Origin of the sequence: Nocardioides sp. (genome assembly GCF_014360585.1) — a bacterium.
Classification (GTDB): Bacteria; Actinomycetota; Actinomycetes; order Propionibacteriales; family Nocardioidaceae; genus Nocardioides.
The window spans coordinates 1-19751 of sequence record NZ_JACIXG010000009.1 but is presented as its reverse complement, the minus strand read 5'-3'; the positions used below and the strand labels follow the sequence as shown (position 1 = coordinate 19751).

The 19751-nt window shown below is 69.2% G+C and carries 23 protein-coding genes; 7 read left to right on the top strand and 16 right to left on the bottom strand.

The features are described 5' to 3' along the window. Positions 1 to 23 precede the first annotated feature (23 nt). Entirely contained in the window at positions 24 to 1295 is a 1272-nt protein-coding gene (locus H5T77_RS05115) for an ABC transporter substrate-binding protein (RefSeq protein WP_292645912.1), read from the bottom strand. Between the two features lie 168 nt (positions 1296 to 1463). Here H5T77_RS05115 and H5T77_RS05110 point away from each other — a divergent pair, with 168 nt between their 5' ends. The 4 genes from H5T77_RS05110 to H5T77_RS05095 all read left to right on the top strand — a co-directional run bounded on the left by H5T77_RS05110 (position 1464) and on the right by H5T77_RS05095 (position 4566). Continuing rightward, entirely contained in the window at positions 1464 to 2636 is a 1173-nt protein-coding gene (locus H5T77_RS05110) for an ROK family transcriptional regulator (protein WP_292645909.1), read from the top strand. Between the two features lie 23 nt (positions 2637 to 2659). After that, on the top strand, positions 2660 to 3751 hold the full coding sequence (gene nemA / locus H5T77_RS05105; protein WP_292645907.1) for an N-ethylmaleimide reductase: 1092 nt from the start codon (positions 2660 to 2662) through the stop codon (positions 3749 to 3751). A gap of 168 nt (positions 3752 to 3919) precedes the next feature. Next, positions 3920 to 4168 carry a FitA-like ribbon-helix-helix domain-containing protein gene (locus tag H5T77_RS05100; RefSeq protein WP_292645904.1) on the top strand — a complete coding sequence of 83 codons (249 nt, stop codon included), beginning with the start codon at positions 3920 to 3922 and terminating at the stop codon, positions 4166 to 4168. Then, entirely contained in the window at positions 4165 to 4566 is a 402-nt protein-coding gene (locus H5T77_RS05095; RefSeq protein WP_292645901.1) for a type II toxin-antitoxin system VapC family toxin, read from the top strand. The genes H5T77_RS05100 and H5T77_RS05095 overlap by 4 nt, the downstream gene beginning before the upstream one ends. Positions 4567 to 4623: 57 nt before the next feature. Here H5T77_RS05095 and H5T77_RS05090 read toward each other — a convergent pair whose 3' ends face one another. Continuing rightward, positions 4624 to 5802, bottom strand: coding sequence for a damage-control phosphatase ARMT1 family protein (locus H5T77_RS05090; protein ID WP_292645899.1), 1179 nt, complete (start codon positions 5800 to 5802; stop codon positions 4624 to 4626). A 106-nt stretch (positions 5803 to 5908) separates the two neighbouring features. On the opposite strand from H5T77_RS05090, the gene H5T77_RS05085 reads away from it, so the two are divergent. Continuing rightward, positions 5909 to 7369: an NCS2 family permease gene (locus H5T77_RS05085; RefSeq protein WP_292645896.1), complete on the top strand. Its 1461-nt coding sequence runs from the start codon at positions 5909 to 5911 to the stop codon at positions 7367 to 7369. Between the two features lie 11 nt (positions 7370 to 7380). Here H5T77_RS05085 and H5T77_RS05080 read toward each other — a convergent pair whose 3' ends face one another. From H5T77_RS05080 to H5T77_RS05020, 13 genes are all read right to left on the bottom strand, one after another. Further along, positions 7381 to 7590 (bottom strand): hypothetical protein, encoded by a 210-nt coding sequence (locus tag H5T77_RS05080; RefSeq protein WP_292645893.1) that lies wholly within the window; start codon positions 7588 to 7590, stop codon positions 7381 to 7383. A 13-nt stretch (positions 7591 to 7603) separates the two neighbouring features. Further along, complete coding sequence (locus tag H5T77_RS05075; RefSeq protein WP_292645891.1) at positions 7604 to 8359, bottom strand: urease accessory protein UreD; 756 nt, start codon at positions 8357 to 8359, stop codon at positions 7604 to 7606. Continuing rightward, complete coding sequence (ureG, locus tag H5T77_RS05070) at positions 8334 to 9068, bottom strand: urease accessory protein UreG (protein ID WP_292645889.1); 735 nt, start codon at positions 9066 to 9068, stop codon at positions 8334 to 8336. Before ureG ends, H5T77_RS05075 begins: the two co-directional genes overlap by 26 nt. 88 nt (positions 9069 to 9156) lie before the next feature. Next, entirely contained in the window at positions 9157 to 9819 is a 663-nt protein-coding gene (locus H5T77_RS05065; RefSeq protein ID WP_292645886.1) for an urease accessory protein UreF, read from the bottom strand. Between the two features lie 5 nt (positions 9820 to 9824). After that, on the bottom strand, positions 9825 to 11519 hold the full coding sequence (locus H5T77_RS05060) for an urease subunit alpha (protein WP_292645883.1): 1695 nt from the start codon (positions 11517 to 11519) through the stop codon (positions 9825 to 9827). Then, on the bottom strand, positions 11519 to 11854 hold the full coding sequence (ureB, locus tag H5T77_RS05055; protein WP_292645880.1) for an urease subunit beta: 336 nt from the start codon (positions 11852 to 11854) through the stop codon (positions 11519 to 11521). Before ureB ends, H5T77_RS05060 begins: the two co-directional genes overlap by 1 nt. Positions 11855 to 11867: 13 nt before the next feature. Further along, on the bottom strand, positions 11868 to 12170 hold the full coding sequence (locus H5T77_RS05050; protein WP_292645878.1) for an urease subunit gamma: 303 nt from the start codon (positions 12168 to 12170) through the stop codon (positions 11868 to 11870). A 26-nt stretch (positions 12171 to 12196) separates the two neighbouring features. Continuing rightward, a complete protein-coding gene (locus H5T77_RS05045) occupies positions 12197 to 12874 on the bottom strand; it encodes an ATP-binding cassette domain-containing protein (protein WP_292645876.1) in 678 nt (225 codons plus the stop codon). Further along, positions 12874 to 13641 carry an urea ABC transporter ATP-binding protein UrtD gene (gene urtD, locus H5T77_RS05040; RefSeq protein ID WP_292645873.1) on the bottom strand — a complete coding sequence of 256 codons (768 nt, stop codon included), beginning with the start codon at positions 13639 to 13641 and terminating at the stop codon, positions 12874 to 12876. Before urtD ends, H5T77_RS05045 begins: the two co-directional genes overlap by 1 nt. Continuing rightward, the gene (gene urtC, locus H5T77_RS05035) at positions 13638 to 14768 is read right to left on the bottom strand and encodes an urea ABC transporter permease subunit UrtC (protein ID WP_292645870.1); all 1131 of its coding nucleotides are present in this window, start codon (positions 14766 to 14768) and stop codon (positions 13638 to 13640) included. The genes urtD and urtC overlap by 4 nt, the downstream gene beginning before the upstream one ends. Then, positions 14765 to 15649 carry an urea ABC transporter permease subunit UrtB gene (gene urtB, locus H5T77_RS05030; protein ID WP_292645868.1) on the bottom strand — a complete coding sequence of 295 codons (885 nt, stop codon included), beginning with the start codon at positions 15647 to 15649 and terminating at the stop codon, positions 14765 to 14767. The genes urtC and urtB overlap by 4 nt, the downstream gene beginning before the upstream one ends. Before the next feature lie 4 nt (positions 15650 to 15653). Continuing rightward, complete coding sequence (gene urtA / locus H5T77_RS05025) at positions 15654 to 16895, bottom strand: urea ABC transporter substrate-binding protein (RefSeq protein WP_292645866.1); 1242 nt, start codon at positions 16893 to 16895, stop codon at positions 15654 to 15656. A 123-nt stretch (positions 16896 to 17018) separates the two neighbouring features. Further along, positions 17019 to 17432 carry a MarR family winged helix-turn-helix transcriptional regulator gene (locus tag H5T77_RS05020; RefSeq protein ID WP_292645864.1) on the bottom strand — a complete coding sequence of 138 codons (414 nt, stop codon included), beginning with the start codon at positions 17430 to 17432 and terminating at the stop codon, positions 17019 to 17021. Positions 17433 to 17569: 137 nt separating this feature from the next. Here H5T77_RS05020 and H5T77_RS05015 point away from each other — a divergent pair, with 137 nt between their 5' ends. Together H5T77_RS05015 and H5T77_RS05010 are read left to right on the top strand one after the other, a co-directional pair. Beyond that, on the top strand, positions 17570 to 18688 hold the full coding sequence (locus tag H5T77_RS05015; protein ID WP_292645863.1) for a substrate-binding domain-containing protein: 1119 nt from the start codon (positions 17570 to 17572) through the stop codon (positions 18686 to 18688). A gap of 54 nt (positions 18689 to 18742) precedes the next feature. Beyond that, complete coding sequence (locus H5T77_RS05010) at positions 18743 to 19165, top strand: carboxymuconolactone decarboxylase family protein (RefSeq protein ID WP_292645861.1); 423 nt, start codon at positions 18743 to 18745, stop codon at positions 19163 to 19165. 38 nt (positions 19166 to 19203) lie between these two features. Here the strand turns inward: H5T77_RS05010 and H5T77_RS05005 are convergent, their stop codons facing one another. After that, complete coding sequence (locus H5T77_RS05005; RefSeq protein ID WP_292645858.1) at positions 19204 to 19710, bottom strand: HNH endonuclease; 507 nt, start codon at positions 19708 to 19710, stop codon at positions 19204 to 19206. Between the last annotated feature and the right edge of the window lie 41 nt (positions 19711 to 19751).

Genomic DNA, 19751 nt, shown 5'->3' with positions numbered 1-19751 from the left:
TCAACAGGCTCGAAGAGCCCTGGTCACTCGGGCTTGTTGTCCTCGGCGGCCTCGACGAGGCCCTCCTGGAGCCCGGCGACGTCGTTGTTGCTGCCGAACTTCGCGACGGCGGCGGTGATGTCGGTCAGCCAGTTGACCGAGGTCGCGGCGCCGTGGGCGAGCGAGGAGACGATCTCGTCCTCGGCCCACGACTTGATCGCGGTCTGCTGGTACTCGTTGAAGTCGGCGGTGTCGGCCGTGGTGCTGGCCGGGATCGAGCCCTTCGCCTTGTTGAAGGCCACCTGACCCTCGTCGCTGGCGATGGTGTCGAGCCAGGCCTCCGTGCCCTCGGGGTTGGGGCCGTCCACCGGCATGGTGAACGAGTCGGCCAGGAAGTCGAAGACGCCCGCGGTGCCCGGGACCGGGGTCGCGGTGTAGTCGGTGCCGAGGGTCTTCTTCTGCTCCTGGAAGGCCGCCTCGGCCCAGTCGCCCATGACGTTGAACGCGGCCTGGCCGTCGATGACCAGCTGGGTCGCGTCCGGCCAGTCGAGTCCCTGACGGTCGGTGTTGGTCAGCGAGAGGAGAGTGCTGTACTTCGCCAGCGCGGCCTCGACCTCGCTGCCGCTCCAGTCGGTGGTGCCGTCCCAGAGACCGTTGTACGCCTCGGCGCCGAGGTCGGCGAGGAGCACGCTCTCGAGCAGGTGGACCTGCGTCCAGTCGGTCGCGATCGAGAGCGGGATGATGCCCTTGGCCTTGATCTTCTTCAGGTCGGCGATCCAGGCGTCGAGCGAGTCGTAGGTCTTGTTGGCATCAATGCCGGCCTTCTCCAGGACGGCCGGGTTGGCCCAGAGCACGTTGGCGCGGTGGATGTTCGAGGGGACGGAGTAGATGCCGCCGTCCTGCTTCAGTCGCTCGAGGAGGCCCTCCGGGAAGCGCTCGTTCCAGCCCTTCTCCTCGTAGAGGTCGGTGAGGTCCTCGATCTGGCCGGCGTTGATGTAGTCGGTCAGCTCAGCACCCGCGTGCGCCTGGAAGGTGGCCGGGGGCTCACCGTTCTGCAGGCGGGACTGGAGCACGTTCTTCGCGTCGCTGCCGGCGCCTCCGGCGACGGCCCCGTTGACGAACTTCAGATCGGGGTTCTGGTCGTCGAACACCTTGACCAGGGCGTCGAGCCCGGCCTTCTCACTACCCTCGGCCCACCAGGTGAAGACCTCCACCTCATTGGTGCTGCCGCTCTCGCTGTCGCTCCCGCAGGCGGAGACCGCCAGCAGGCTCAGGGCGGCCAGGCCGGCGGCCAGGGCCTTACGCGTTGCGTTCATCTTTGATCCTCCGGTTGCGCGGCCGCTACGTCGGTGAGTGATCTGGGTTACTCGCGGCCGCGTGCCGGGACAACGTACGCCTCTCCTTTCTGTCTAGTCAACGCACAACAGAAGACGTTTTCAACCTGATATCTGTCGCAATTCGACATAATCACCTACAGTCTCGGCATGACCACTCCGGAGTCGCGGCCTCGCGTCGCCAATCGTTCCCAGATTCTGGATCTCCTGGGACGGTCGGCGCCGGTCAGCCGCGCCGAGCTCGCCCAGCGCACCGGACTGTCCCGCAGCACGGTGTCGAGCATCGTCCAAGAGCTGCTCGCCTCCGAGCAGATCGTCGAGACCACCGGCGCCGCCCTGCCCCGCGGAGGCGGGCGGCCGCCGTCGCTCCTCACCGTCAACGGCGCTCCCGGCACGCTCGTCGGCGTCGACATCGGCCACCGGCACGTCCGGGTCGCCGTCGCCGATCTGGCGGCGAAGCCCCTGGCCGAGCACGAGATCCGGCTAGACGCCGACAACTCCCCCATCGAGACCATCGACCGGGCCGCAGCGCTCGTGCACGAGTGCCTGGCGGCGGCCGGCATCGACCCCAGGACGGACCGGGTCCTCGGAGTCGGCATGGGGATCCCCGGACCGGTCGACCCGCACAGCGGGGTCGTCGTCTCCCCCATCCTGGCCAACTGGATCGACCTGGCTCCGGGCGAGGAGCTGGCCCGCCGCCTCGGCATGCCCGTGCAGGTCGAGAACGACGCCAACCTCGGCGCGCTCGCCGAGGTCGCGCACGGCGCGGCACGCGACGTCGACGACGTCATCTACGTCAAGGCCTCCAGCGGCATCGGCGCCGGGCTGATCCTGGCGGGCGAGCTCTTCCGGGGCGTCACCGGGATCGCCGGCGAGATCGGCCACGTACGTTTCGAGGACAACGGCCCGATCTGCCGGTGCGGCAACCGCGGCTGTCTGGAGAAGGCGTTCGGCGGGTCCCGGCTCGTCGAGCTGCTGCAGCCCGCCTACGCCGAGACGCTGAGCGTCGAGCGGCTCCTCGAGCTCGCCCAGGAGGGCGACATCCGGGTCAACCGGATCCTCGACGACGCCGGGCGTGCCGTCGGCCGCGTACTGGCCGACCTCTGCAACCACCTCAACCCGGCGCTGATCGTCGTGGGCGACACGATGCGCGACTCGGAGTCCTTCGTCCTCGGGATCAAGGACTCCATCGACCGTTTCACCCAGCCCGACACCGCCGCGGCCCTCGACGTGGTGCCGAGCGAGCTCGGCGAGAACGCCGGCGTCATGGGCGCGCTCGTCATCGCGAACTCCGCCGTTCCGGTTCCGCGGGGAACAATATGAGCAACCGCTCAGTTGAGCGTCACATGACTTCACTCTTCTCACCGTTGAGCCTGGGTTCGACGACCCTGCCCAACCGGGTCCTGATGGCGCCGCTGACCCGCATGCGCGCCAGTCAGCCCGGTGACGTACCCAACGCCTTGATGGCCGACTACTACCGGCAGCGCGCCTCGGCGGGACTGATCGTCTCCGAGGGCACCCAGATCTCGCCGCAGGGCAAGGGCTACATGGACACCCCAGGCATCTACTCGGCCGAGCAGGTCGAGGGGTGGCGGCAGATCACCGACGTCGTGCACGAGGCCGGTGGACGGATCGCGGCGCAGCTGTGGCACGTGGGCCGGGTCTCCCACGAGTCCTTCCACGACGGCGACCTCCCGGTGAGCGCCTCCGCGCTCCCCTATCGCAACCGCACCACCGTACGCGGCGAGGACGGCACCCCGACCCGGGTCAGCTGCCCCACTCCCCGCGCCCTGGAGACCGAGGAGATCGCGGGCGTGGTCGACGACTACCGTCGCGCCACCCGCAACGCCCGTGAGGCCGGCTTCGACATGGTCGAGGTCCACGCCGCCCACGGCTACCTGCTGCACCAGTTCTCCAGCGCGAGCAGCAACGAGCGCACCGACTCCTACGGCGGCTCTCTGGAGAACCGCGCCCGCCTCACCCTCGAGGTGCTGGACGCGGTCATCGCGGAGTGGGACGCCGAGCACGTCGCCATCCGGATCTCCCCGATCGGCTCGTTCAACGGTGTCGAGGACCCCGAAGGCGCCGAGATGGGCCTCTACCTCGCCACCGAGATCGGCAAGCGCGGCATCGCGTTCTTGCACCTCTCCGAGCCCGACTGGGCCGGCGGCCCGGAGCTGAGCGACGACTACCGCAAGCAGCTGCGCACCGCACACCCCGGCCCGATCGTGGCCGCGGGCGCCTACACCTCGGAGAAGGCCGAAAGGCTTCTCGGGGCCGACCTGATCGACGCGGCCGCCTTCGGGCGCACCTTCATCGCCAACCCGGACCTTCCCCGTCGCCTGCAGGAGCAGCTGCCGCTCAACGAGCAGAACCCGGCGACCTTCTACGGCGGCGGCGAGGCCGGCTACACCGACTACCCGGAGTGGACCGCCTGAGCCCTGATTCGCGGCTCACCTGGACGCGCACGGCGGAGGCCCTTCCTCAGGAACGGTCCTCCGCCATGCGGGATCTCGCGACGTCTGCCCTGTCGCTCGCGCCGGTCTACTGCACCGACGGACCACATATGCGTTGATATGCATTCATAATGCACGCATAATGAATGCATGGCCTACCTGCAGATCCGCGACATCCCCGATGACGTACGCGACGTCCTGGCCCAGCGCGCGAAGGACCGCGGGCAGTCGCTGAACTCCTACCTGCGTGACGTCGTCCTCCGGGAGGCGTCCTTCGCCAACAACCAGGCCCTGATCGAGCGCGTGGTCGCCGCCCGAGGCGATTCGAAGTTCACCGCCGAGGACGTGCTCGCCGCACGCGACACCGCCCGCGGTGATCGCACCGAGGGCGCTGCGTGATCGTCCCCGACGCTTCCGCAGTCACACTTCTCTTCGCAGATCCGGACGCCGACCCTCGGGTGAACGCGGCGACCAGGATCCTCGCCGACGACCCCGAATGGGTTGTCCCAGAGATCTGGCGCACCGAGGTGCTCAGTGTCTTCCGGGGACTCCTCCTCGGAGGCAAGCTCACCGACCGGGATGCGGAACGGGCGCTGCACTGGCTTCAGGCGATCACGGTGATCACCGCTCCCACCGGCCCATGCCTGCCCCGGATGTGGGAGCTGCGCAGCAACCTGTCGGCCTACGACGCCGGCTACGTCGCCGTCGCCGAGTCGCACGACCTCACCCTCGTCACCGCCGACGTACGCATCGCAAAGGCGGGCGTCGCGCGCTGCCCGGTGAGAACGATCAACTGAAAGGTCGCTGGTGCGGTCGCCGGCTCGCCCAGCTTCTGGGAACCGGCAGCCGGAGACTTACGAGAGACGTGCCTGGAGCACAGCGTGAGTCCCGTCGGTGCGCCAGCCAGGTTCGTGCGCTTCCAGGAGCGCGAGGCGATCGTCCGGGATACCGACAGCCAGGTCGGACTTCAGTGTCCGTAGCGCCACCAGCGGTGCCGGGAAGTGCTCGACGAGGTCGGAAAAGCTCGAGGCGGGCGGCCAGCATCGGTCGCCGACAAGGCGACGATAGTTGAGGTCGCCCTTGACGATCACGAGGCCGGATTCCTTGAATCCACCAGCGAGGTCGTCGGGGATGTCGTGGAAGGTCAGCGGGCTGCACCAGAACGCGTGGGCTTGGATCGCGATCCGCCCGTCGGCGATCGCGGCCGCAAGTCGTGCTGTCATGGCGGCCACCGCGCCGGTGTGGCTGCTGAGGTGGCCGAGGATCGTGAGCAGATCATGGACGGTGGCGTCGGAGACGAAGTAGGGCTGCGGTTTCAGGTGCAGGACCACCCGCGCCGCGCGACGTGTGCTCAAGAGCCGGTCGATGAGCACCAGGTCGGAGACGAGCTCACGGCCGGCGTTGTCTGCGATCAGGTCCACCCTGCCGGCGTCGTGCTCGCTCAGATGGGACCAGACCTGGTTGGCGTCGTCGACGATGAGATCGTCGACCTGCGCGGCGTCGGCCGACTGCGGCTTGGAGAGCCGGAACCCGAGGTCGGATCGATTGCCCCACAACGACGCGAGCAGAGCACTGTGCAGCCCCTCCTCTTCGGGGGCCGTGACGATGCCCGCGATCTGGTCCAGGTCCCGATCCAGCTCGCCCGAGACGAGCTCAGCGTCCTTCTGCGACTTGAACGGGTCGACACCAGCCCACGGACCGTCGCCGAAGTAGCCGGTGGCCTGCAACAGAAGCCGGTAGAAGTACGACTCCGCCCACAGGAACGGAACCTCGAGCCAAGGGCGACCGACGTACGGGGCCACCCAGGCCTCCCATGCGGTCCGGTCCGCGGAAGGCTCGGTGAAGGGCGGCACGACGTCCCGGATCGTCTCAGCAAGCTGGTCGAGACTGCGCTGGACCGCCGGCGGGTACGGGACGCTCAATCGCACCTTCGCGATCAGCTCGGGGTGACGTCGGGTCAACACACCGTTGCCGAAGGAGTCAGGCTCCGTGGAGTCGATCTCCTCAGCGGTCATGTTCTGGCCGGTCTTCATCGTCGAGCCCCTTCCGTCTCGGTCGAAGGTAGCAACCGGCCGCTTGCGGAGCTGTCCGTCGCAGGGAGGTCAAGGCCCAGCGGCCCACATCTGCGATGATTCGGCCGTGAGCATCTCGACCCCGTCACGTACCAACGCCGTTGATCGGTTCTTCCAGATCAGTGCCCGCGGCTCCACGGTCGCACGCGAGGTCCGCGGTGGCGTCGTCACGTTCGTCACGATGGCCTACATCGTCGCGCTGAACCCGCTGATCCTGGGCTTCGCGGAAGACGTCAACGGTGACCTCCTCGGTGGCAGCAGCGGCGACAACATCGCCGCGATCGCGGCCGGGACGGCGCTGGTGGCGGGCGTGATGACCATCTTGATGGGTCTTGTCGCCAATTACCCGATGGCGTTGGCCACCGGGCTCGGGCTCAACGCGTTCGTCGCGTTCTCGATCGCGGGGCAGATGACCTGGGCCGATGCCATGGGTCTGGTGGTGATCGAGGGTCTGGTGATCCTCGTGCTGGTCCTGACCGGATTCCGGGAGGCCGTCTTCCACGCCGTGCCGCGAGAGCTCAAGACCGCGATCTCGGTCGGTATCGGTCTGTTCATCGCGGTGATCGGCTTCGTCGACGCCGGATTCGTACGCCGCATCCCCGACGCCGCGAACACCACTGTCCCGGTGCAGCTGGGCCCGGCCGGGCAGCTCGCGGGCTGGCCGGTCCTGGTCTTCGTCATCGGTCTCGCCCTCGTCATCACCCTGTGGGTGCGCAGGGTGCGCGGCGCGATCCTGATCTCGATCGCCGTGACCACGGTCCTTGCCATCATCGTCGAGGCGATCGTCAAGCTCGGCGCCAGCAGCCCCGAGAACCCGACTGGCTGGTCTCTCAACGTCCCGGCCATGCCGGACAAGATCGTCGACTGGCCATCGTTCGCGACGCTGGGCGAGTTCAACCTGCTCGGCTCCTTCGAGAGCGTCGGCATCGTGACCGCGGTGCTGCTGATCTTCACGCTCATGCTCGCCGACTTCTTCGACACCATGGGCACGATGACCGCGATCGGCTCCGAGGCCGGGCTGCTGCAGAAGGACGGCACCCCACCGCGTACGCGCTCGATCCTCGTCGTCGACTCGCTGGCCGCCGCGGCCGGTGGTGCCGGCGGTGTCTCGTCCAACACCTCCTACGTCGAGTCCGCCTCCGGCGTCGGCGAGGGCGCCCGCACCGGCCTGGCGGCGGTCGTCACCGGTGTGCTCTTCCTGCTCACCACGTTCCTGGCTCCCCTTGTCACCGTCATCCCGTCGGAGGCGGCGGTGCCTGCCCTGGTGCTCGTCGGCTTCTTGATGATGCAGCAGGTCATGGACATCAACTGGATCGATCCGGGCATCGCGATCCCCGCGTTCCTGACGATCGTGCTGATGCCGTTCACCTACTCGATCTCGGTCGGCATCGGCGCCGGCTTCCTCGCCTACGTGCTCATCAAGATCGTCCGCGGCGAGGCGAGGAAGCTGCACCCGCTGATGTGGCTGGTGGCGGCGCTGTTCGCCGTCTACTTCGCGATCAACCCGATCTCGAGCTGGCTGGGCTGACGCTGAGCCGATCAGCCCAGCATGTCCTTGACGAGCGGTACGACCCGGGTGCCGTAGAGCTCGATCGAGCCCATCAGGTCCTCGTGGCGCACACGGCCCTGGTCGTACTTCAGGTCGAACCGGTCGACGCCGAGCACCTTGATCGTGCCGGCCAGCCTCCGGGCGACCGTCTCGGGGGAGCCGACGTAGAGGGACCCGCCCTCGATCTCGATCTCAGTCATATCGGTGGAACCCTCAACCAGTCTTGACGCATTCCCAGGGTTGTGTCGGGATCTCGTGGGCCTCGCCGGCCAGGTGGCGCCACAGCGTGCCGCCGCGCTCCAGGTCGAGCCGGCCCTCCGGGCAGACGTCGGTCGGGAGGTCGAGGCCGAACGTGGTCACCGATGCGAGCACTCGGTGCCGGCCGAGGAGGCCCGGCACCAGCGAGCTCGCGTCCAGGTCGAGGGACTCGACCAGTACGGGGCGCCCGTCGTGCTGATGAGCCGACCACGTGGTGCTCACCCGGCCGGGGCGCTCGCCGTGGCGACCGAGGACAAGGGTCTCGCGAACGGCGAGCCTGGCGCCGGGGCCGAGCGTGACCTGGGTGTCACGAGTGACGTCGGCGCCAGCGGAGACCACGAAGGGCTCACCGGCCCAGACCAAGGTGGCACCCTCGGCGAGGGTGATCGTGACCGTCCAGTCCGCGTGGCCGCCGTCCATGTCGTAGGCGACCGTCCCGGCCGGCTCGACCAGGGTCAGGCTCGCGCCCTCCCCCACCTCGACCTCGACGGCGACCTGGTCGCCGGCCAGGAGCATCGCGCCGTCGGGGACCAGCGAGATCCGCGCCGCGCGAGTGTCGCTGGAGAGCAGCATCGGCCGCAGCGCCGGGGCCGTCGATGATCCGGTGACGTCGGACTCCACGCGCACCCGGCCGCCGCCTTCGACCGTCCCGACCCGCACCCGGGTCAGGGAGCCGGTGGCCAGCTCAGGCGTGCTGGTGGTCGTGGACATGGCTGGTCTCGTCCACGTGGAAGTGCGGCGCCATCGGACCCGGGTCGGCCGGAACCAGGCCACCGCCGCGGTGCCGGGCCAGCTCTGAGCTCACCCACTCCACCAGCGCCTCGACCGAGGCCGGATCGGTGCGGGAGAGCGCGATGACCGGGCGGCCCTCGCGGACCGACCCCGCGTCCGAGACCATCGCGGACGGGTCGACACCGACGTACGGGGCCAGGTCGGTCTTGTTGACCACGAGCAGGTCGGCGCGCTCGATGCCGGGGCCTCCCTTGCGGGCGACGTCGCCGCCGCCGGCGACGTCGATCAGGAAGATCTGGGTGTCGACCAGCGCCGGTGAGAACGTCGCGGTGAGGTTGTCGCCGCCGGACTCGACCAGGACCACGTCCAGCGGGGCGAACTCCTCCTCGAGCTCCTCGACGGCGATCAGGTTGGCGGTGACGTCGTCGCGGATGGCGGTGTGGGGGCAGGCGCCGGTCTCGACCGCGCGGATGCGGGCCGGGTCGAGGACGCCCGCGGAGCGGAGGAAGCGGGCGTCCTCGTCGGTGTAAATGTCATTGGTGACCACGCCGATCTCCAGATCGGCGGCCAGCTCACGGCACAGCAGCGCGATGAGCGAGCTCTTGCCAGTTCCGACCGGACCACAGACCCCGATCCGTAGACCTCTGGCCGCCTCAGTCGGGATCGAGTCGGCTCGTTCTGACGTCAATCCATGCCGAGCCGGCTCGTTATAACGAGCCGACTCGCGCTCCGATTCGGTCAGGATGAGCCGACTCGGCGTGCTTTTCGTCGTGTTCTCAGGCACTGAACAACCTCCTGGTCGTGTGGGCGTGGGTCTGGGCCCACAGGTCTAGCTGGGGCGCACTGGGCGCCGGGATCTGGTGGGGCTCGGTGAGCGGGGCGACCTCGGTGGCGAGCAGCTCGGCCTCCGGGAGCAGGTCGTGCACCCACGAGGTGGCGTCGAGCGGGTCGAGGGGCAGCAGCTTGAGGGCTGCGGACGCGACCGTCTGCAGGTCGTCGTACGCCACCAGCCGACCCAGCGAGACCGGCGCGATGCCACCGCTGGCGGCCGCCGCAGCCAGGACGAGCGGGCGGCAGGGCCGCTCGAGGGCGGCCACCTCCGCGACGTGTGGCGAGTCCGGGAACAGGCGTCTGACCAGCCGCAGCATCGCGCGGCCGAGCGTGCGCGAGGTGTCCCGCATCGGGGCGGCGGGCGTCCGGGCGGCCCAGTCGTCCAGGACCGGCTCCAACGGCAGACCGGCGCGCAGCCGGTGCAGCGCCACGACCGCCGTGCCCGCCTCGACCCTCACGACGCCGGCCAGTCGTGAGCGCATGAAGACCGGCACCTGCTCGGCGGTGAGACCGGAGCGTACGGCTGCCTCCAGCTGGCCGGACTGGGTGTGACCGGCGACCGGGAGGCGGGCGTCGGCGAGCAGCATCAGGAGCAGGTTCTCGGACATCGCGCTCAGAACATCGAGTAGAGCTGCGTCAGCGGCAGCTCGGTCGCAGGGGCGGGCTCGATCAGCTCGCCGTCGACGTGGATGCGGAACGTCTCGGGCTCGACCCGGATCTCGGGAGTCGCGGAGTTGTTGACCATGTCGGCCTTGCCGACCTCGCGGGTGGGTGAGATCCCGACGAGGCGGCGGCGCAGGCCGAGGCGATCGGCCAGGCCGGCGTCCAACGCGGCCGGGGCGACGAACGAGACCGCATGGTCCGCCCCCGGGCCCACCAGCGTCGGTCGCATGAGCACCGGCTGCGGGGTCGGGATGGAGGCGTTCGGGTCGCCGAGGGCACCCCAGACCAGCGCTCCGGCCTTCATGACCACCTCCGGCCGGATGCCGAAGAACCGCGGGTCCCACAGGACCAGGTCCGCCATCTTGCCAGGCTCCACGGAGCCGACCTCGGCGGCGATCCCGTGGGCGATGGCGGGGTTGATCGTGTACTTCGCGACGTACCTCTTGGCTCTGACGTTGTCCGCCTTTCCGCCCAGGGGGCCGAGCCGCGCTTTCATCACGTGGGCGACCTGCCAGGTGCGGCAGACGACCTCGCCGATGCGGCCCATCGCCTGGGCGTCGGAGGAGGTGATCGACAGGGCGCCGAGGTCGTGCAGGACGTCCTCGGCGGCGATCGTGGTCGCCCGGATCCGGGACTCGGCGAAGGCCAGATCCTCGGGCACCCGCGGGTTGAGGTGGTGGCAGACCATCAGCATGTCGAGGTGCTCGGCGACGGTGTTGACCGTGTGCGGCAGGGTCGGGTTGGTGGAGCCGGGGATGACGTGTGGCAGCGAGGCGACCGAGAGGATGTCGGGCGCATGCCCTCCCCCGGCGCCCTCCGCGTGGAAGGCATGGATGGAGCGGCCGGCGATCGCGGAGACCGTCGACTCCAGGTAGCCCGCCTCGTTGAGCGAGTCCGAGTGCAGCGTGACCTGCAGGCCGTGCTCGTCGGCGGCCCGGAGTGCGGCGTCGATGGCGGCGGGCGTGGCGCCCCAGTCCTCGTGGACCTTGTACGCCGCCGCGCCGGCCAGCGCCTGCTCGGCCAGCCCGGCCGCGGAGACGGTGTTGCCCTTGCCCATCAGCAGCAGGTTGACCGGCATGTCGTCGAGCGCGCGGTGGATGGTCTCCAGGTGCCATGGGCCGGGGGTGACCGTGGTGGCCTTGGAGCCCTCCGAGGGCCCGGTGCCTCCCCCGCCGACGGTGGTGATCCCGGTCGAGATCGCCTCGACGATCTGGGACCGGGAGAGGAGGTGTACGTGGATGTCGATCGCCCCGGCGGTGAGGATCCTCCCCTCGCCGCTGACCACGTCGGTGCCAGGTCCGATGACCATGGCGGGGTGGACACCGTCGGCGATGTCGGGGTTGCCGGAGCGCCCCAGGGCGACGATCCTTCCGCCGCGGATCCCCACGTCGGCTCGGACGATGCCCCAGTGGTCGAGCACGAGGGCGTTGGTGATGACCGTGTCGAGCGCACCCTCGGACCGCGGCACCGTCGACTGGTTCATCGACTCGCGGATCGACTTGCCACCGCCGAAGACCGACTCCTCGCCGCCGGCGGTCAGGTCGTCCTCGATCTCGATCCACAGGTCGGTGTCACCGAGGCGCACCTGGTCGCCGGTCGTGGGGCCGTAGAGCGCGGCGTACTCGCTCCTGCTGATCTCCACCATCACGCCTCCCCGGTGGTCGAGCTTGTCGAGACCACGGAGATTCCGGGCACGAGACGAGCACCCTTGAGCGCGACGATCGCGACCTCCCGCGACGCGCCCGGCTCGAACCGGCGGGAGGTGCCGGCGGGGATGTCGAGCCGGAACCCCTCGGCCGCATCGCGGTCGAAGTCGAGAGCGGAGTTCACCTCGGCGAGGTGGATGTGGGAGCCGATCTGGACCGGCCGGTCGCCGGTGTTGAGGACCACCAACGTACGCCGCTCCGACTCGCTCCGGTCGGCGTTGAGCCGGATGGTGCCGTCGGTGACGCGTACGGCTCCGGGACCGCTGGACTGCATGGAGATCTCCGCTTCAGGCGATGGGCTGGTGGATGGTGACGAGCTTGCGGCCGTCGGGGAACGTGGCCTCGACCTGCACCTCGACGAGCATGTCGACCACATCGGGCATGACCTGCTCACGGGTCAGCACGGTGCGGCCCTGCGTCATCAGGTCGGAGACCAGGGCCCCCTCCCGTGCACGCTCGATCACCCAGGTGGACAGCAGCGCCACCGACTCGGGGTAGTTGAGGAGCACCCCACGGGCCAGCCGGTCGCGAGCGACCATCCCGGCCACGGACAGCAGCAGCTTCTCGGTGTCGGACGGGGTCAGATGCATCTCGCCAACTCTCTGGACGGTCCGGCCTAGACGGCCAGCTGGGATCGGACGTGGTCGTGGGCCCCGGAGCCGCCGTCACCGCGCGCGGTGATCCGGCCGGACTCGAGGATGTAGTAGGCAGAGGCAGTACGCAGCGCGAACCCGACGTGCTGCTCGACCAGCAGGACGGTGAGATCACCGCGTCCGGTCAGCTCCGAGATCACCCGCTCGATCTCGGCGACCACGTTGGGCTGAATGCCCTCGGTCGGCTCGTCGAGGATGAGCAGACGCGGTCTGGTCAGCAGGGTGCGCGCGATCGAGAGCTGCTGGCGCTGGCCACCGGAGAGCAGCCCGGCCCGTCTCCCGAGCAGGTCCTTCAACGCGGGAAAGAGGTCGAGCATCTCGCTGATCCCCGCCCGGTCGCCGACCAGCTGGAGGTTCTCCAGCGCGGTCATCTCACCGAAGCTCTGCTGACCCTGCGGGACGTAGCCCAGGCCGCGGTTGACGCGGGCGCTCGGCCTCAGCGCGGTGACGTCCTCGCCGTCGAGCAGCACCCGGCCGCTCTTGGCCCGGACCAGCCCGACCGCCGCCTTGAGCAGGGTCGTCTTGCCGGCGCCGTTGTGTCCCATCAGCGCAACCGCGGCGCCGGTCGGGACCTCGAGGCTGACCTCGTGGAGCACCGTGGTGCGGCCGTAGCCGCCGGTGACCGACTCGATCCTCAGCATCAGGCTTCCTCTCCTGTTTCCGTGCTCGTCTCGGTGACCGCGGCGACTGTGTCTCCCAGATAGACCCGCTGCACCTCGGCGTCCTCCCTGATCTCGGCGGCCGTGCCTTCTGCGATCACCTTCCCGGCGTGCAGGACGGTGACGATGTCGGCGAATCTGCGGACGAAGTCCATGTCGTGCTCGATGACCACGACGGTCCGCTCCGGGCTGATCCGGCGCAGCAGCTCCCCCGTCGCCTCGCGCTCCTCGGCCGACATCCCCGCGACGGGCTCGTCGAGCAGCATCACCGAGGAGTCCTGCACCAGCAGCATGCCGATCTCCAGCCACTGCTTCTGCCCGTGCGAGAGCACGCCCGCAGGCCGCTCCGCCAGCTCCGTGAGCCCCACGGTCTCGAGCACCTCGGCAACCTGCTGGGGCATCTGCCGCCGCGGCAGCATCAGCCGCCACCGCGCCCGGTGCACCCCGGCGGCGATGTCGAGGTTCTGCAGCACGCTCAGCTCCTCGAAGACCGTCGCGGTCTGGAACGTACGCCCCACCCCGAGGCGGATGATGCGGTGCGATGCGAGCGCGAGCAGGTCGCGTGTGCGATAGCGCGCCTCACCGCTCCCGCTCGCCAACCCGGTCAACGCGTCCACGAGCGTCGTCTTCCCGGCACCGTTGGGGCCGATCAGGAAGTGCAGTCGGCCCGGCTCCAGGGTCAGGTTGACGCCGTCGATGGCCACGAAGCCGTCGAACTCGACCCGCAGGTCGCTCACCATCAGGGTCATCGCGCTGCCGCCTCCTCGGATGCTGACCGAGGTACCTCGGTCTCGCGTTGCTTTCCTCGTGGAACTCCACGAAGGAAGTGGTCGCTCACCGAGTTACCTCGGCGAGCATTCAGCCGGCCGAGCAGCCCCAGCAGCTGAGCCAGCCCGCCGGGCAGCAACAGGATGACCAGCACGAACAGCGCACCCTGGAAGTAGGACCACGACCCCGGAAAGGCCTCGGAGAGCGAGGTCTCGGCATAACCGACCAGCAGGGCGCCGACGGCCGGACCGAGCAGCGAGGCACGCCCGCCCAGCGCGACCCCGGCGAGCAGCCCGATGGAGGCGACCACGCCGACGTCGTCGGGCGAGACGATCCCGGCGATCGGCACGAAGAGCGCACCGCCGATCGAGGCCAGGACGGCGGCGATGACGTACGCCGCCAGCTTGACGTTGGCCGGGTCGGTCCCGAGGAAGCGGACCCGCTCCTCGCCGTCGCGGACGGCGACCAGCAGCTCGCCGAAGCGGGTGTTGTAGAGCCACGCCATCGCCAGGATAGAGACCAGCAGGATCCCGGCGGCGATGAAGTAGAGCATCCTCTTGTTGGCCGGGTCGAACAGGGCGTACCCGAAGAAGCCCTGGAAGTTGTTCAGCCCATTCGCACCGCCGGTGGTCTTCACCTGGCCGACGAGCAGGATCGCGAAGGCAGCGGCAAGCGCTTGACTCAGGATGGCGAAGTACGCCCCCTTGATCCGCCGCTTGAACACCGCGAGCCCCAGCAGACCCGCCACGAGTGCCGGCAGGACGAGGATGACGACGATCGCGAGCCCGCCATTGCGCAGCGGTTCCCACCATCCCGGCACCGTGGCGTCGCCGTAGAGCGCCATGAAGTCCGGCACCCCGCCGGGGCCGGCGTCGGCGAGCTTGAGGTGCATCGCCATCGCGTAGGCGCCGATGCCGAAGTAGAGCCCCTGGCCGAGCACCAGCATCCCGCCGCGGCCCCAGGCCAGGCCGATGCCGACGGCGGCGATGGCGTAGCAGCAGTATTTCGCGAGCAGGCCGAGGCGGAAGTCGGACAGGACCGCCGGGGCGAGGACCAGCAGGGCGACCGCGAGCAGCAGCCAACCGGCGTACGGGTAGACCTTCTTCATGCCAGGCTCCTGGTCCGGACCGAGAGGATGCCCTGCGGGCGCAGCTGCAGGAACGCGACGATCGCGAGCAGGACGAGCACCTGGGCGACCGAGCCGGTCAGGGCGTGGGCGAGGAACGCCTGCAGCAGACCGATCCCGAGAGCCGCCACGATCGTGCCCTTGAGGTGTCCGATGCCGCCGACCACGACCACCAGAAACGCCTGCACGATGTAGGACGTGCCGAGGTTGGGACCGGTCGACCCGAGCAGCGTGAGCGCCACCCCGGCGACACCAGCCAGACCGGATCCGATGAAGAAGGTGGCCCGGTCGGTACGTCGGGTCGAGATGCCGATGGTCTCGGCGAGGTCGCGGTTGCCGACGGTCGCCCGGATCTGTCGCCCGAGGGCGGTGAACCGGAGCACCGCCAGCAGCGCGGCCACGCACGACGCGGCCAGGACGAGGATGAAGAGCCTGGTCAGCGGGAAGTCGTAGCCCAGGATCGGGATCGACCCGTCGAGCCAGCCCGGCGCCGGCACCTCCTTCGCCGGAGCCCCGAAGATGTCACGCGCCAACTGCTGCAGGACGAGGCCGACACCGTAGGTGACCAACAGGGTGTCGAGGGGACGGGCGTACATCCACCGCAGCACGCTCGCCTCGAGCGCCACCCCGAGCAGCCCGCCGACCACGAACCCCGCGGGGAGCGCGATCAGCAGACTCAGCTCGGTGCTGGCGACGATGGTCGAGACGACGTACGCGGTGTAGGCGCCCGCCATGATGAACTCGCCGTGGGCCATGTTGATCACGCCCATCTGACCGAAGGTCAGGGTGAGCCCGAGGGCGATGAGGAGCAGGACCGCACCAGCTGAGATGCCGGTGAAGACCTGGGCGAGGAGTGTGTCCAACGGACTAGTTCTTCCACCAGTCGTAGGACTTCAGGTAGGGGTCCGGCTCGATCGGCTCGTCGCTCGACCAGACCGTGTCGATCAGGCCCTCGGCGTTCACCTGGCCGACGAGCGCGGTCTTGGCGATGTGGTGGTTCTCGCCGTCGACCTCGACGGTGCCCTCGGGCGCGTCGTAGGTGACGCCGTCTGCGGCGTCGATGACGTCCTCGACCGCGAACGAGTCCGCCTTCTCGACCATGCCCTTCCACAGGTGCAGCGAGGTGTAGGCGGCCTCCATCGGGTCGGAGGTGACCGCCTTGGCGCCGTTCGCTGCCTTGAAGTCGGTCACGAACTTCTGGTTCGCCGGGCTGTCGATGGTCTGGTAGTAGTTCCAGGCGGTGTACTGGCCCTCGAGGTTGCCCACGCCGACGCCCGGGACCTCCTCCTCGGCGATCGAGACCGAGAGCACCGGCATCGCCGAGGCGGTCAGGCCCTTGCCCTTGTACTCCTTGAAGAAGGCCACGTTGGAGTCCCCGTTGAGGGTGTTGAAGACCGCGTCCGCGCCGGCCGCCTTGACCTTGTCGACAACCGTGCCGAAGTCGGTCGAGCCCAGGGGCTGGTACTCCTCACCGAGGACCTCGATGCCCTTGGCGGCCGCGTACTGCTTGATGATCTTGTTCGCCGTGCGCGGGAAGACGTAGTCGGAGCCGACCAGGAAGATCGACTCGATCTTCTTCTCCTGCTTGAGGAAGTCGAGGGCGGGGATGATCTGCTGGTTCGTGGTCGCGCCGGTGTAGAAGATGTTGTGCGAGGACTCCAGGCCCTCGTACTGCACGGGGTAGAAGAGCAGCGCGTCGTTGCCCTCGAAGACCGGCAGCATCGCCTTGCGCGAGCTGGAGGTCCAGCCGCCGAAGACGGCCGCGACGCAGTCGTCCTGGATCAGCTTGGTCGCCTTCTCGGCGAAGACGGTCGGCTCGGACTGGCCGTCCTCGCTGACGATCTCGAGCTTCTTGCCGAGCACGCCGCCGTCGGCATTGATCTCCTCGGCCGCCATGGACAGGGACTTGAAGACGGTCGTCTCGCTGATCGCCATCGTCCCCGACAGGGAGTTGAGGAAGCCGATCTTGATGGTGTCGCCGCTGGTGTCGACGCAGCTCTCGCTGGTCGCGGCGGCACCGGTCTTGGCGCCGCCGCAGGCGGTCGCGGTCATGCCCAGGGCGAGCACCGAGCTGGCCGCAAGAAGGCGGCTCGAGAATTTCGTACGCACGGGGGAGGTCCTTCCATCGGACAATTGCTCTCGAATGGAAGGAATCTAGGGACGGGTTGTTTCGCCGATGTATCGGACCCTGTGAGGATTTGTTTCCAGACGGAAACGCTCAGTCGGCAGAGCTCACGGGAGGGTCTCGAGGACCGTCCGCAGGTCGCGGGTGACCCTGGCGACGGCCTCGGTCTGCTGGCGGGCGCGGATCTCCCGGGCTGCCGAGGCGCCGACCGGCGAGAGCGCGACCACGGCTCGACGCTTGTCCTCGGCGTGGACCTTGCGCAGCACCAGGCCGCGCTCGGCGAGCCGGTCGACGTGTCTGGTCAACGTGGCGGCGGGGATCGCGGCACCGTCGGCGAGACGCGTCATCGTCTGTCCCGGCTCGTCGAGCAGGACACTGAGGACGCGCCACTGCTCGGCGGTGAGGTCGAAGTCGGCGTACGCCTCGGCGAGCGCACGCTCGACCCGGCGCTGCGCCCGCGCGAGCAGCACGGCCAGATCCGAGCAACGCAGATCCGCGACTGCCGTCTCGGCAACCTCCATGGCGTCCTCCCACGAATGTCTGTTGGATGCCCGCTGCGCCGAGGGCCCGACTCCCGTACCCTAACCACCCATCGGCTCAATGGTGAGTCATCCGTCCGTTCAGCTGGCTCGTCTGGTTCGTCTGGGAGCAGGTGCCGATGTCTCCGCCGTCGTTCACCCCGGCGTCCCATGCCCTGCTGGGCCTCGCGCCCCGTCCACCAGGCGCCGTCTCGATCGCGTTCGTCGTCCCGATGCAGGGCCCGACCGGAATCTACGGTCCCGGCTGCCTGGCCTGCGGCGAGCTGGCCGCCGAGGAGCTCAACGCCGGTGGTGGGATCGCCGGGAGGCCGGTCGAGCTGGTCGCGATCGATGCCGGGCGCGCTGCCCACGAGGTCGCCGCCGAGGTCGCTCGGCTCGTCGAGCTCGGCCGGGTCGACGCGATCGCCGGCTGGCACATCTCCGCCGTCCGCCAGGCGATCACCGCCCGCGTCGGCGGCCGGGCGCTGTACGCCTTCGCCGCCATGCACGAGGGCGGCGACGACACCCCTGGGGTCTTCATGATCGGCGAGCGCCCGGTCAACCAGCTGCTCCCCGCGACCGCCTGGATGCGGGCCAACCACGGCGTCTCCCGCTGGGCGGTGGTCGGCAACGACTACGTCTTCCCGCGCGTCACCGGGTCGACGGCCCGGGCGGCGCTGCGCGGGTCGTCCTCGGAGGTCGTGAGCGAGACGTACGTCCCGCTCGGGACCCATGACTTCGCCGGCGTGCTGCGTGGTCTGGAGGCCGGCGACCAGGACGGGGTGATCATGCTGCTGATGGGGCAGGACGCGGTGCACTTCAACCGTCAGTTCGCGGCCGCCGGGCTGAGCACGTCGCTGACCCGGCTCAGCCCCGCCGTCGAGGAGAACACCCTGCTCGCCGGCGGTGCCGGCGCCAACGCCAACGTCTTCGCTGCCGCCGCCTACTTCGACGGCCTCGCCACGCCCGAGTCGGCTGGCCTGGCCGAGCGCTACCACCTCCGCTTCGGCGAGTACGCGCCCTCGCTCAATGCCGTGGGCGAGTCCTGCTACGAGTCGCTGATGTTCCTGCGTCAGATCGGCGAGGCCTGCGGCGGGCTCGCCGTCGAGCCCGCACTGCGCCTCACCGACCACCACAGCTACTCCAGCCCCCGCGGCCTGATGCGCATGCACGGCAACCTCGTGGACCAGGACGTCTACATCGCGGCCGCCGACGGCCTGCGCTTCGAGATCCAGGAGCAGATCGCGTACGCCTCCTAGCAGCCGCTCCGATCCGTTGACTTCGAGTGCGCTCCAACTCCTAGCGTGCGCAGCATGACCTTCGAGAATCCTTCCGAGGACCCCACCTCCCGCGCAGCTCGCCACGATCACGGTCGCGAGATCCTCGACAAGATCGACGGCGAGGCCGGTGCCCGAGTGATCGACGCCCTCGCCGACATCGCCCCGGAGCTGGGGCACCAGATCGTCGCCTGGGGGTTCGGTGAGATCTACGCACGCCCCGGTCTCGAGCCGCGGGACCGTCAGCTGGTCACTCTCGGCATGCTCACCGCCTTGGGTGGCTGCGAGCCCCAGCTCGACGTACACATCAATGCCGCCCTCAACGTCGGCCTGACCCCGGAGCAGATCATCGAGGCCTTCCTCCACGCCGCGGTCTACTGCGGCTTCCCGCGAGCCCTGAACGCCACCTTCGTCGCCAAGAAGGTCTTCGCCGAACGCGGCCTCCTCCCCCTCAGCTGACCTCGGAGCGCTCTCTTCTCCACTCACGCCGACATGAGTCAGGCTGCGAGCGCATGGTCGACGACCATGTCGCGCAGCACGAGCTCGGCCCGTGAGAGGGGTGGTGGGTCTGGTCGCCACGTGTCGGGCGGCGGGCTGGTGTAGACATGGCCTGTCGGCGTGATGGTGATGATGCTGCCGTCGGGTCCTGGTCTGGCCTGCCAGCCGAGAGCTTCTTTCGCCTGGTTGCATCTTTCACACAACCCTTGAAGGTTCGCGGCGCTGGTCTTGCCGCCGTCTGCGTGGCGTTCGGCGTGGTCGACGTTGCGGATCGGGGCGTCGCAGCCGTTGGTGCGGCAAATGCCGCCGTCGCGGGTGACGATGAACTCGGCCAAGCCATCTGGGGCTTTGCGGGAGCGGGACTCCATCGCGACCAGCTGCCCGGCGGGGTCGGTGAAGAGCCGCCGAATGAAGACCTCAGCGTCGCTTAGCGCCTCGCGGGCCCAGGCAGCCGGGGCCGGCCCGTAGCCCTCGACCATAGTGGGCTGGTCGACGGTCTCGTTCACGCCTCATTATATGTGAATGAGCACCATGCCGCTACCTGTTT